The sequence below is a fragment of the Saccharospirillum sp. ABV4_185 genome (genome assembly GCF_056159245.1).
In genome coordinates this window covers 3154480-3167650 of sequence record NZ_JBSWUW010000001.1, presented here as the reverse complement: position 1 = coordinate 3167650, position 13171 = coordinate 3154480, and the positions used below count along the sequence as shown (strand labels likewise).

At 54.2% G+C, this 13171-nt stretch carries 10 protein-coding genes; 8 read left to right on the top strand and 2 right to left on the bottom strand.

Annotated elements, in window-relative coordinates:
- The first annotated feature begins 178 nt into the window (after nucleotides 1–178).
- Complete coding sequence (locus ACXAE6_RS15090) at nucleotides 179–976, top strand: endo alpha-1,4 polygalactosaminidase (RefSeq protein WP_475150217.1); 798 nt, start codon at nucleotides 179–181, stop codon at nucleotides 974–976.
- Nucleotides 977–1056: 80 nt separating this feature from the next.
- Nucleotides 1057–1350 carry a DUF1653 domain-containing protein gene (locus tag ACXAE6_RS15085; RefSeq protein WP_475150214.1) on the top strand — a complete coding sequence of 98 codons (294 nt, stop codon included), beginning with the start codon at nucleotides 1057–1059 and terminating at the stop codon, nucleotides 1348–1350.
- Here the strand turns inward: ACXAE6_RS15085 and ACXAE6_RS15080 are convergent.
- The gene (locus tag ACXAE6_RS15080; RefSeq protein WP_475150211.1) at nucleotides 1263–2015 is read right to left on the bottom strand and encodes a hypothetical protein; all 753 of its coding nucleotides are present in this window, start codon (nucleotides 2013–2015) and stop codon (nucleotides 1263–1265) included. The genes ACXAE6_RS15085 and ACXAE6_RS15080 overlap by 88 nt on opposite strands.
- Nucleotides 2016–2380: 365 nt before the next feature.
- On the opposite strand from ACXAE6_RS15080, the gene topA reads away from it, so the two are divergent.
- Nucleotides 2381–5104: a type I DNA topoisomerase gene (gene topA, locus ACXAE6_RS15075; protein ID WP_475150205.1), complete on the top strand. Its 2724-nt coding sequence runs from the start codon at nucleotides 2381–2383 to the stop codon at nucleotides 5102–5104.
- A gap of 114 nt (nucleotides 5105–5218) precedes the next feature.
- On the opposite strand, the gene gltA is transcribed toward topA, so the two are convergent.
- A complete protein-coding gene (gltA, locus tag ACXAE6_RS15070; protein ID WP_392800912.1) occupies nucleotides 5219–6496 on the bottom strand; it encodes a citrate synthase in 1278 nt (425 codons plus the stop codon).
- Between the two features lie 433 nt (nucleotides 6497–6929).
- Here gltA and sdhC point away from each other — a divergent pair, with 433 nt between their 5' ends.
- The 5 genes from sdhC to ACXAE6_RS15045 all read left to right on the top strand — a co-directional run bounded on the left by sdhC (nucleotide 6930) and on the right by ACXAE6_RS15045 (nucleotide 13166).
- A complete protein-coding gene (gene sdhC, locus ACXAE6_RS15065; RefSeq protein ID WP_392800915.1) occupies nucleotides 6930–7304 on the top strand; it encodes a succinate dehydrogenase, cytochrome b556 subunit in 375 nt (124 codons plus the stop codon).
- Entirely contained in the window at nucleotides 7298–7645 is a 348-nt protein-coding gene (gene sdhD / locus ACXAE6_RS15060) for a succinate dehydrogenase, hydrophobic membrane anchor protein (RefSeq protein WP_475150198.1), read from the top strand. Before sdhC ends, sdhD begins: the two co-directional genes overlap by 7 nt.
- A gap of 3 nt (nucleotides 7646–7648) precedes the next feature.
- Entirely contained in the window at nucleotides 7649–9421 is a 1773-nt protein-coding gene (gene sdhA / locus ACXAE6_RS15055; RefSeq protein WP_475150192.1) for a succinate dehydrogenase flavoprotein subunit, read from the top strand.
- Nucleotides 9422–9444: 23 nt separating this feature from the next.
- Complete coding sequence (locus ACXAE6_RS15050) at nucleotides 9445–10152, top strand: succinate dehydrogenase iron-sulfur subunit (protein ID WP_392800923.1); 708 nt, start codon at nucleotides 9445–9447, stop codon at nucleotides 10150–10152.
- A gap of 170 nt (nucleotides 10153–10322) precedes the next feature.
- Nucleotides 10323–13166: a 2-oxoglutarate dehydrogenase E1 component gene (locus tag ACXAE6_RS15045; RefSeq protein WP_475150186.1), complete on the top strand. Its 2844-nt coding sequence runs from the start codon at nucleotides 10323–10325 to the stop codon at nucleotides 13164–13166.
- Nucleotides 13167–13171 lie beyond the last annotated feature (5 nt).

Sequence of the window (13171 nt, the reverse complement as noted above, 5' to 3'; positions counted from 1 at the left end):
ATAATCGATTAGCTTTGTATTTGCTGAGCTAAAATTCGGTTTCGTCGTCGTTTAACGGCGACATTTCCCTTGGTGATTAGAGAGAGTACCCATGAGAGCAGTTGGGTTTCTGGTCAGTTCTGTCGTTATCTTTCTTGCTGGTTGTCAGGTTTCGGGTTCATCGGTACTAAACCGGACCATGCCGTTGCCGGTCGATGTTGATCCAATTACCGGTGGTGATTGGTATAAACCAAGCCCGGAAGTCACCTGGCAATGGCAACTGCTGGTGCCTGACGGCGAGTCGTTAAATGATACCTATAATGTCGAAATCTACGATGTAGACCTCTTTGATACGTCAGAAAGTACTATCTCTGACCTGCAAGCCGCTGGTCGCAATGTGATTTGCTACTTCTCCGCCGGTTCATACGAAGATTGGCGCGATGATGAAGGCGAATTTAACGGCAACGAACTGGGCAAGACGCTTGATGGTTGGGAAGACGAGCGCTGGCTCGATATACGCTCGACGAATGTTCATCGCATTATGAAGGCGCGTCTGGATACGGCGAAAGACAAGGGCTGTGATGGCGTCGAGCCGGACAATATGGACGGCTATTTGAACAATCCCGGTTTTAATTTTACCGCTCGCGATCAATTGGCCTATAACCGTTTTATTGCCAATGAAGCGCACAAGCGAAATCTCTCCGTCGGCTTGAAAAACGATCTGGATCAGGTGGAAGATTTAGTCGATTACTACGATTTTTCGGTGAATGAGCAGTGCTTCCAGTACGATGAATGCGACATGCTGGTCCCTTTTATCGATGCTGAAAAACCGGTTTTGAATGCTGAATACCCAGAAGAGGATGATGATTTGTCATCTAACCTAACTGATAGTTCGGTCAACGATCTATGCACTGCTTCGAATGCTCTGGAATTCAGTACTTTGGTGTTGCCGCTGGATTTGGATGACAGCTTCAGACGCAGTTGTTTAAGTTCATAATTCCGTTCAGTGTTAATCTAAACCAGCTGTATGTAACGAACATCGGCTGGTTTTTTTTATGGCAATAATTGGAGCGCACAATGACGGTGGTTCGACCCGGCATCTACCAACATTTTAAAGGCCCGAAATATCGCGTGATCGGCTTGTCGCATCACAGTGAAACGGAAGCGCCTTTGGTGGTTTATCAGTGCTTATACGGCAACTTTGATCTATGGGTGCGTCCCTTGGAAAGCTTTCAATCCAGTGTCGAACGGGACGGGGAGAGGGTTGAGCGATTTACGTGGCTTCAACCTTTATCGGAGGCAGATTGGCTGGCGTTGGGTAAGGCCTTGGCGTCTTCTTTTTTATCCGACTCGTCGAACTCGGAAGTATAAAGCCCAGCAATCAACCGTGACAGTTTGCGGATTTGTTCGGTCTTATCCTGGTAGTGAATATCTGAATTAATCAGCATGTCTTTGGCGTGTTTATAGTACGCCGCTGCGATGGCCAGATCGCCATTTTCACGAGCCTGAACCGCCTGCAATTTATAGGCTTCCGCCTCCAGTTCTAAGGTGCGACGACGCAGCCGCTCCAGATGCACATCGGCTTCGCCTTCGGTTAAGGCGCCATCGGTAATGCGACGATTGATCAGTTTGGCGGTGCGACTGAAGTGACGTTTCATCAGCAAAATTTCACGATCGGTGGTGGGCGTCAATGGCTGGTTGGCATTGTCACCCAGCGCCTCAATAGTGCGTTCCAGGTCTTGATAATATTGCAGGCGATCTTGTGAGTGCTTATCGTCAGGCGCCAACTCCAGCAATCTTTGAGCGTCTTCGATCAGCATGGATTGCAGATGCATCAATAGTTCGGGGTTACGGTCGTAAGACATCAAGGTATCGAATAATTCTTCAACCTTATGCTGGCGTGAGCGACGCACTCGCAAGGCTTCGCGCATTTCGCTGTCTTCAATTTCGCGTTGGTGCGCCAATCGGCTGATATAGAGACCACCGAACATCAGGGCAATCAGTGCAATGATGGCGATAATGGCAAAAAACGACACGCCAGCGGACTCCTTTGTCTAATCAGTATTGAGGCAACCGGGTGGTACCCGGTTCTGAAGCTGCGGGCAAACACCTAACTGTCGAGTGCAATTAAGATTGCCTGAAGTCACTATAAAAGGCCTTGGTCCAAGGCGAAAGTTATATCGGATCTGTCACCTGGAGGTCGGGGATCGTCCGGCAAAAGCTTGCGATATGGCGCTAAGAGCGGTGTTTATGGGGCTTTAATTGCGCCTTTTTGCGAAGGCGTTATGGCTGCCAAAACTTGACCTTGCCGATTCAAGCGTATATACGTCTGCGCCTCTTGCGCCTTCAGCAGGTCGTGAGCTAAGTATATAAAAGGAAGCGATAGGCGGAATTTAAACGCATGGGTAAATCACTGGTCATTGTCGAGTCTCCGGCCAAAGCCAAGACGATCAACCGCTATCTGGGCAACGAATTTATCGTTAAGTCCTCGGTGGGCCACATTCGTGACCTGCCGACCAGCGGCCAGTCCAAGCCGGTGGATGCCAAGGCGCGGGCTCGCCAGGCGGCTGAGACTCGCAAGATGTCACCGGAACAAAAGGCACGCCATAAGCAGCGCAAAGCCAGGGAACAGTTGATTGCGCGCATGGGCATCAACCCGGACAACGACTGGGAAGCCCATTACGAAGTGCTGCCGGGCAAAGAAAAAGTTGTCGATGAACTGCGTCGTCTGGCCAAGTCAGCCGATGCTATCTATCTCGCGACGGATTTGGACCGCGAAGGGGAGGCGATTGCCTGGCACCTGCAGGAGAGCATCGGTCAGGCGCCGGAGAAATACCGCCGAGTGGTCTTTAACGAGATCACCAAGAAAGCCATTCAGGGCGCTTTTGAACAGCCGGGCGATTTGGATCTGAACCGAGTGAATGCCCAGCAGGCGCGGCGTTTTCTCGATCGTGTTGTCGGCTATATGGTGTCGCCGCTGTTGTGGGCGAAGGTCGCCCGCGGTCTCAGTGCCGGTCGCGTGCAGTCGGTGGCGGTGCGCTTGATCGTTGAGCGCGAACGCGAAATTCGTGCCTTTACCCCTGAAGAATTCTGGGATCTTCATGCCTTGACCGAGAGCCCCGCGGGCGCTCAGGTGCGCTTTGAGGTCACCCACTACCAGGGCGAAAAATACCGTCCCGTTAATGCTGAGCAAAGCCAGGCGCATGTTGAACGCCTGCGTGATTTGCCGCTAACCATTACTGATCGCGAAGACAAGCCGACTCAGTCGCGCCCATCAGCGCCCTTTATTACCTCGACGTTGCAACAGGCGGCCAGTACGCGCCTGGGATACAGCGTTAAGAAAACCATGACCATGGCTCAGCGACTCTATGAAGCCGGTCATATCACCTATATGCGAACCGACTCGACCAACCTCAGTGCCGAGGCGGTGAGTTCAGCGCGTGATTTTATCGGTGAACAGTACGGTGATAACTATCTGCCGGAGAAGCCAGCGGTCTATGGTAGCCGGGAAGGCGCTCAGGAAGCGCACGAAGCGATTCGGCCATCCTACGTCAATCGGCGCAGCGCAGACCTCAGCGACATGGAGCGCGACGCTCAGCGGCTCTATGAGCTGATCTGGCAACGCTTTGTCGCCTGTCAGATGGTGCCAGCCAAATACAAGAGTACGCTGCTGACCATCAAAACCGGCGATTATGAATTGAAAGCGCGTGGCCGTGTTGTTGTCTTTGACGGCTATACCCGCGTCATGTCGCAGCCGGCTAAGGGTGACGATGCGACTGAACTGCCGGACCTGAAAGTACAGGACGCCATGTCGCTGCAGCAGCTTGAACCCAAGCAGCATTTCACCAAACCACCGGCGCGCTATACCGAAGCGTCACTGGTTAAAGAGCTGGAAAAGCAGGGTATTGGTCGTCCTTCGACCTACGCCTCGATCATCTCGACCATTCAGGATCGTGGCTACGTACGCTTGCAGAACCGGCGTTTCTACGCGGAAAAAATCGGTGACATTGTGACCGATCGGCTGACCGAATCGTTCAGCGATCTGCTGCAGTATCAGTTCACCGCGCGCTTAGAAGAATATCTCGATGAGATCGCCACCGGCGAACGTACCTGGAAGGAAGTGCTGAACTCCTTTTATAAGGACTTCACCCGTCAGTTGGAACAGGCTGAGTCGGACGAGGGCGGCATGCGCGCCAACGAACCGACGCTGACCGATATCGAATGCCCGCGTTGTGGTCGGCCGATGATGGTACGTAACGGCACCACCGGCGTGTTTCTGGGCTGTTCCGGCTATAACCTGCCACCGAAGGAACGCTGCAAAGGTACACTGAATCTGATTCCTGGCGAGGAAGCTCTGTCGGTCGATGATGACGATGATGAAGCCGAAGCTCAGGCGCTGCGTCATAAAGAACGCTGCGACATCTGCGGCACAGCCATGGATTCTTACCTGATCGACGAGCACCGCAAACTGCATATCTGTGGTAATAACCCTGACTGCTCTGGGTTCAAAGTCGAGCAGGGCCAGTTCAAGATTAAAGGCTATGATGGCCCGACGCTGGAGTGTGATAAGTGCGGCAGCGAGATGCAGTTGAAGAGCGGTCGCTTCGGCAAGTACTTCGGTTGCACCAACGAAGACTGTAAGAACACGCGCAAACTGTTGCGCAGCGGTGAGCCGGCGCCACCGAAGATGGATCCGATTAAAATGCCGGAACTGCAGTGCCAGAAAGTGGATGACACCTATGTGCTGCGCGACGGCGCGTCCGGTCTGTTTTTAGCCGCCAGTCAGTTCCCGAAAAACCGGGAAACGCGACCGCCGCAAGTACAGGAGCTGGTGCCACATAAGGCGGAATTGCCCGAGAAATATCACTATATTCTGGACGCACCTGCGGCCGATGGTGACGGTCGTCCGACGGTCATTCGTTACAGTCGTAAGACGCAGGAACAGTACGTCATGACTGAGGATGACAGCGGCAAGGCGACAGGCTGGAAGGCGTTTTATCGTGACGGCAAGTGGCAGGTGGATGCGCCAGCCAAGGCGAAACCCAAGGCCAAAGCCAAGGCGAAATCAAAGGCCAAAGCGAAACCTAAAGCTAAGGCCGCTGCCAAGAAGAAAGCCTCAGCGTAATTTAACGAAGCGTTATAGTTTGGTCGTAAAAAGCGAGGCAAATGCCTCGCTTTTTTGTCTTTAAAACCGACATAAAAAAACCGGCCGAAGCCGGTTTTTTTAATGGGGCAACAGTTACTTGCCCGGTACGTCACGCTGGGTATGGCCTTTATACAACTGACGCGGACGACCAATGCGGTAAGCACCGCTGATCATTTCTTTCCAGTGCGCAATCCAGCCCGGAGTACGGCCAACGGCAAACAATACGGTGAACATATCGGTTGGAATGCCCAGTGCTTTGAAGATGATGCCGGAATAGAAGTCGACGTTGGGGTAGAGTTTCTTCTCAACGAAGTACTCGTCTTCCAAAGCGATTTTTTCCAGACGCATAGCAATCTTCAACAGCGGGTCGTTGCCGACACCGAGCTCAGACAGCACTTCGTCGCAGGTTTCTTTCATCACCTTGGCGCGCGGGTCGTAGTTTTTGTAGACCCGATGACCAAAGCCCATCAGACGGAACGGATCGTCCTTGTCCTTGGCGCGAGCGATGAATTCTTCGATGCGCGATTCATCGCCAATTTCTTCGAGCATGGTCAGCACGGCTTCGTTGGCACCGCCGTGGGCCGGTCCCCACAGCGCAGCAATGCCGGCAGCGATACAGGCGAACGGATTGGCGCCGGAAGAGCCTGCCAGACGCACCGTCGAGGTCGAGGCGTTCTGTTCGTGATCAGCGTGCAGTGTGAAGATTTTATCCATGGCGCGAGCCAGGGTAGGGCTGACCTGATATTCCTGCGCCGGGGTGGAGAACATCATGTGCAGGAAGTTCCCGCCATAGGACAGATCGTTCCGCGGATACACGAATGGCTGACCGATGGAGTACTTATAGGTCATGGCTGCCAGGGTTGGCATCTTGGATATCAGCCGGTGTGCGGCGACTTCACGATGACGCTCGTTGGTGATGTCGAGCGAGTCGTGATAGAAGGCCGAGAGTGCGCCGACCACGCCGACCATGATCGCCATCGGATGCGAGTCGCGACGGAAACCCTGGAAGAATTGCCGCATCTGCTCGTGCACCATGGTGTGGTGACTGATGACATGCTGAAACTCTTTTTTCTCCGCTGCGCTGGGCAGGTTGCCGTACAACAGCAGATAGCAGACATCCAGATAATCGGCTTTGTTGGCCAATTGGTCGATGGGATAACCGCGGTGCAATAGCACACCTTGTTCGCCATCGATGTAGGTGATTTCAGATTCGCAGGATGCGGTGGAAACGAAGCCGGGATCGTAGGTAAACAGACCGTTTGCGGTCAGTGAACGAACGTCCACAACATCAGGACCCAGTGTGCCAGACAGCACGGGTAGTTCGATCGGGTCGCGTCCTTCGATGACCAACTTTGCAGTCTTGTCAGTCATGAGGGCCTCCTCTGTAAAGCCGGGGTTAAGCGTCGGAAAGGGTGACGCAAAAAGGGGTGAAACGGCGCACCTCAGACGGTCGCGCTTGTAGCAGGAAAAGCGCTGTCTTGCATCTATCTTGATAGAGTTATGACGCAGAGTGCGAAATCGCGCACAACTATAGAGAGTTGCGATCGTTTGTCAATTTGACCGAAGTTGGTCTAAACCAAAAGTATCAATGGCAAGTGAAAATCGATGAATACAATAGTGGAACCCTATGAGGCCCCCGTAAACACTGCGTTCCCGACCTGTATCCATTTGTAATTGTCGGAATCGGTCACTATAATTCCGGCGCATTTCGGGGTCGGGCCAATTGCCTTAACCGTGCCTGGTAGTTGGTTTGACCGTTCCAGCCGCCCCCTAAGGGCTTGCACATCAATAAGAGTGAACTGCCGTGAACAATCACCGACCAAAGAACCTTGACTTAGGGACGATACGATTCCCTGTCACTGCCATCGCGTCGATCATCCACCGTGTAACAGGTGTCGGCCTGTTTTTCGCCGTTGGTTTTCTGGTCTGGGCGCTGGGTCTGAGCCTGGAATCCCGTCAGGGGTTTGATCAGGTCGCTGCCGTCCTGACACATCCGCTGGCCAAATTGATCACCTGGGGCATTCTTTCTTTGGTGGTGTATCACTTTATTGCAGGCATCAAGCATCTGATTATGGATGCCGGCTACGCTGAAACGTTGAATGGTGGCACCTGGGCTTCTCGCATTGCTCTGGTTCTGGCTGTCGTTGGCATCGTACTGATGGGGATTTGGGTATGGTAAGAAGCATCACGAACCTGTCTCGCAGCGGCCTGGCGGACTGGATGATTCAGCGGATCTCCGCAGTACTTTTGGCTACCTACACTCTCTTTATCCTGGGCGTTTTTATCGCTAATCCTGATCTCGGCTATGCCGAGTGGCGTAATCTGTTCTCTCAGTTCTGGGTCAAAATCTACACTCTGATCACCTTGCTGGCGCTGGTTGGTCATATCTGGGTGGGTATGTGGACCGTTGCGACAGACTATCTGAAAAACGCCTGGGTTCGTTTTATCGTGTTGTTTGTGATCGCGGTGACCGCCTTTGTCTATCTGGTCGCCGGCGTATCCGCTGTGTGGGGTGTATAAGGTATGGCTAATATCAAGACTATGAGTTACGACGCCATTGTGATCGGCGGTGGCGGCAGCGGCCTGCGGGCTGCATTGCAATTGGCCGAGTCTGGTCTAAATACCGCCGTGGTATCCAAGGTGTTTCCGACCCGCTCTCACACCGTATCCGCTCAGGGCGGTATTACCTGCGCCATTGCCAGTGCGGATCCTGATGACGATTGGCGCTGGCATATGTACGACACCGTCAAAGGCTCCGACTATATCGGTGACCAAGACGCGATCGAGTACATGTGTTCAGTGGGGCCGGAAGCGGTATTCGAGCTGGACCATATGGGTCTGCCGTTCTCTCGCTTCGAAAATGGTCGCATCTATCAGCGTCCGTTTGGCGGCCAGTCCAAAGGCCCGGATAACCCCACTCAGGCCGCTCGTACCTGTGCCGCCGCTGACCGTACCGGTCATGCGCTGTTGCACACTCTGTATCAGGGCAACCTGAAAGCCGGTACTTCTTTCCTTAATGAATGGTATGCGGTTGATCTGGTTACCAACGCTAAAGGCGCGGTCACTGGCGTCGTCGCCATCGAAATCGAAACTGGCGATGTGGTGCATATCCAATCTAAAGCGACGGTCCTGGCCACCGGCGGTGCAGGTCGTATTTATGCCTCTACTACCAACGCTCTGATCAATACCGGCGACGGTATCGGCATGGCGTTGCGCGCTGGCTTCCATGTTCAAGACATGGAAATGTGGCAGTTCCACCCGACCGGTATCTACGGTGCAGGCACGCTGGTGACTGAGGGTTGCCGTGGTGAAGGTGGCTATCTGATCAACAAAGATGGCGAGCGCTTTATGGAACGTTACGCCCCCAACGCCAAAGACCTGGCCGGCCGCGATGTGGTTGCCCGTTCCATGGTACTGGAGATCCTCGAAGGTCGCGGTGGCGGCGAAGAGGGCGACCATGTTTATCTGAAACTCGATCACCTGGGTGAAGAACTGCTGCACAGCCGTCTGCCGGGTATTGTTGAATTGTCCAAGACCTTTGCCCACGTCGATCCGGCCAAAGAGCCGATTCCGGTGGTGCCGACCTGCCACTATATGATGGGTGGTATTCCCACCAATATCGGTGGTCAGGCGCTGATGATGGACGAAGATGGCAACGATAAAGTCATCGACGGTCTGTACGCCTGTGGCGAAGCGGCCTGCGTCTCAGTACACGGTGCTAACCGTTTGGGCGGCAACTCGCTGCTCGACCTGGTGGTCTTCGGTCGTGCTGCGGGTATGCAGATCGAGAAAACCATCCGCGAAGGTTATGAGTCCGATGCGGCGACCGCCGAAGACATCGATCGTGCCATGACGCGACTGAATGCTCTGGAAAATACCACCGAAGGCGAAAGTGTTGCTGCCGTGAAGAAAGATCTGCAAAACACCATGCAGTTGCACTTCGGTGTATTCCGCGAAGGCAAGAGCATGGCTGAAGGTCTGAAGAAACTGGCGGAAATTCGCGAGCGCGTTGGCAAGATTAAGCTCGACGATAAGAGTAAGGCGTTCAACACCGCCCGCATCGAGGCACTGGAGCTGGCGAACCTGCTGGAAGTGGCTGAAGCGACGGCTGTTGCTGCTGAACAACGCACAGAAAGCCGCGGCGCTCACGCTCGTGAAGACTATCAGGATCGTGATGATGAGAACTGGTTGTGCCATTCCATCTTCAAGCCGGCTGATAAGTCGATCGCCAAGCGCGCGGTTAACTTCTCGCCGAAGACGGTCGGCACCTTCCAACCCAAGGTCCGCACCTACTAACGGTTGCCTTTTCGGAGCACGCTATGAAAGTCAGTATCTATCGTTACAATCCGGAAACCGACAAGAAGCCCTATATGCAGGACTACGAGGTTGAAATTCCGGAAGGCAAGGACCTGATGGTCCTCGACGTTCTGAACCTGGTTAAGGAACAGGACACCACCGTCTCTTACCGTCGTTCCTGCCGCGAAGGCGTTTGCGGTTCGGACGGTCTGAACATCAATGGTAAGAACGGCCTCGGTTGCATTACTCACCTGTCGGACGTGAAAGGCGGTCGTGACAAGCTGGTTATTCGTCCGCTGCCCGGTCTGCCGGTGATCCGCGACCTGGTCGTCGACATGGGCGTTTTCTACAAGCAGTACGAGAAGATCAAACCGTATCTGATCAACGATCAGCCGGCGCCGGCGATCGAACGTCTGCAAAGCCCGGAAGACCGCGACAAGCTGGATGGTCTGTATGAGTGCATTCTGTGCGCCTGCTGTTCGACTTCCTGCCCGTCGTTCTGGTGGAACCCGGACAAGTTCGTTGGCCCAGCCGGTTTGCTGCAGGCATACCGTTTCCTGGCGGACAGTCGTGATACCGCCACGGCTGAACGCCTGGCCGATCTGGACGATCCGTTCAGTGTGTTCCGTTGCCGTGGCATCATGAACTGTGTCAGTGTCTGCCCAAAAGGGCTGAATCCGACGCGGGCAATTGGCCACATTCGGTCTATGCTGTTGGCGAACGCCACCTAAACACGAACAACCGCGTCTCTCGCGGTCAGAAACCCCGGCCCGCCCGGGGTTTTGTTCGACCCCAGCCTGTGATGTTGTTGGGGATTTCTGAACAGAGAGTGCACAATTCGAGATGGTGCCTGCGGGCATCATGATTTCTTCCGCGGTTTTGAACAAACAGGGTTCAAGCAATGCAAAACGGCACCATGGAGGAACTTTGGTCGACGTCCCATTTATCGGGCGGCAACCAAACCTACCTTGACGAGATGTACGAAGCCTATCTGGCTGATCCTAATTCCGTTCCCGAACAGTGGCGTGCGGTCTTCGACAAGCTTCCCAATATTAATGATCAGGTGACGACCGACACCCCGCACGCGCCGGTCCGAGATCATTTTCTGCTGCTTGCCAAATCTCCCAAGGTAGCCTCCGATACGTTGGCGCCGAGTATCGTCAGCGAACACGAGCGCAAACAGGTGCGTGTTCATCAGCTGGTAACGGCCTATCGTTTTCGCGGCCATCAAAAAGCGCAGCTTGATCCGCTTGGTCTGACAGAACGCGATCCGGTCCCCGATCTGGACATGCAATACCACGGCCTGACCCAGGCCGATGAAGACACCGTCTTCCAATGTGGCAATATCTACATTGGCAAGAGCGAAGCCCCGCTGAAAGAAATCGTTGCCGCTTTGGAGCAAACCTATTGCTCTTCCATCGGCGCAGAATTTACCCATATCGTGAATACCGCCGAACGTCGCTGGGTTGAGCAGCGCATGGAATCGGTGCGTTCGCGTCCGGATTATTCCGACGAAGCGCGTCAGAGCATTCTTGAGCGTCTGACGGCCGCCGAGGGTCTGGAAAAATTCCTCGGCTCCAAATACCCGGGTACCAAGCGTTTCGGTCTGGAAGGCGGTGAGTCGCTGATTCCGCTGATGAATGAACTGATTCAGCGCAGCGGTTCCTACGGTGCCAAAGAACTGGTAATCGGCATGGCCCACCGCGGCCGTCTGAACATGCTGGTCAATATTCTCGGTAAAAATCCGGCCGATCTGTTCCAGGAATTCGAAGGTAAGTCCTTCCTGGATCAGGGTTCTGGTGACGTTAAATACCACCAGGGTTTCTCATCCAATGTGATGACCTCTGGTGGTGAAGTTCACCTGGCCTTGGCGTTTAACCCCTCGCATCTGGAAATTGCTTCACCGGTGGTCGTGGGTTCTGTGCGCGCTCGTCAGGATCGTCGTGGCGATCACGAGGGTAACCAAGTCGTGCCCGTCAATATTCATGGTGATGCGGCTTTCGCTGGTCAAGGCGTCGTGATGGAGACCTTCCAGGCGTCGCAAACGCGCGCTTTCACGACGGGCGGCACCATCCACATCATCATCAATAACCAGGTTGGCTTTACCACCTCCAAGCGTATCGATGCACGCTCTACCGAGTACTGCACTGATATTGCCAAGATGGTTCAGGCGCCGATCTTCCATGTAAACGGCGACGATCCTGAAGCGGTGATCTTCGTGACCCAGCTGGCCGTCGATTACCGTCAGCAGTTCAAGCGCGATGTGGTGATTGATCTGGTGTGCTATCGCCGTCGTGGTCATAACGAAGCTGATGAACCGGCGATGACCCAACCGCTGATGTATCAGGCCATTCGTGCCCGTAAGAGCACGCTGGAATTGTATGCCAATCAGTTGGTTGAGCAGAACGTGGTCAGTCAGGACAAAGTCAAAGCCATGGCTGACGAATATCGCGACCTGCTGGATAAAGGCGAGCACGTGGTTAAGTCTTTGGTCAAGGAGCCGAACAAGTCGCTGTTCGTTGACTGGACGCCTTACCTTAATCAGCCCGTGGTGGATGAGTATGACACCAGCTGGCCGTTAAAAGAGCTGCAAGCACTGGCCGACGAAATTAACCAGATGCCTGAAGGTTTCCCGTTGCAGCGTCAGGTTGGCAAGGTGATTTCCGACCGCGAAAAAATGGCCAAAGGCGCCATGCCGCTGAACTGGGGTATGGCAGAATTGCTGGCCTATGCGACGTTGATCAAAGAAGGTCATCCGGTGCGGATGACCGGCCAGGACTCCGGTCGTGGCACCTTCGGTCACCGCCATGCGGTTTTGCATAACCAAAAAGATGGCAGCACTTACACGCCGCTGGCGCATCTGGAAGAGAACCAGCCAACCTTTGAAGTATATGACTCCTTCCTGTCCGAGGAAGCGGTGGTTGCCTTTGAGTACGGCTATTCAACTACTACGCCGAATGCCTTGGTGATCTGGGAGGCGCAGTTTGGTGATTTCGCCAACGGCGCCCAGGTGGTGATCGACCAGTTCATTACCTCCGGTGAGCACAAGTGGGGTCGTCTCTGTGGTCTGGTGATGCTGCTGCCGCATGGCTACGAAGGCCAGGGTCCCGAGCACTCCTCGGCGCGTCTGGAGCGTTTCCTGCAGCTGTGCGCCGAGCAGAACATCCAGGTGTGCATGCCGACTACGCCAGCGCAGGTTTATCACATGTTGCGTCGCCAGGTGCGTCGTAACCTGCGCAAGCCGCTGGTAGTGATGTCACCGAAGAGCCTGCTGCGTCATAAAGATGCGACCTCCAGCCTGGAAGAGCTGGCCAATGGCAGCTTCCAGACGGTGATTGATGAAACCAACAGCGATATCGATCCGAAACAGGTCGAGCGCGTCGTGCTGTGTTCCGGCAAGGTCTACTACGATCTGATCGAAAAACGCCAGCGCGAAGAGGTTAAGAATGTCGCCATCGTGCGTATCGAGCAGTTGTATCCGTTCCCGGAAGAGCGGCTGTACGAGACACTGTCGGCTTACAAGAACCTCAAAGACGTGGTCTGGTGTCAGGAAGAACCGATGAACCAGGGCGCTTGGTATTCCAGTCAGCACCATATGCGCAAGGTACTGCAGCGGGTTAATTCCAACCTGTACCTGACGTATGCCGGTCGTGATGCTTCGGCGTCACCGGCGGCCGGTTATATGTCGCTGCACCTTGAACAACTTGAAAAATTCCTTAACGAAGCAATTTTGCTTGCTCAGTGATCGAC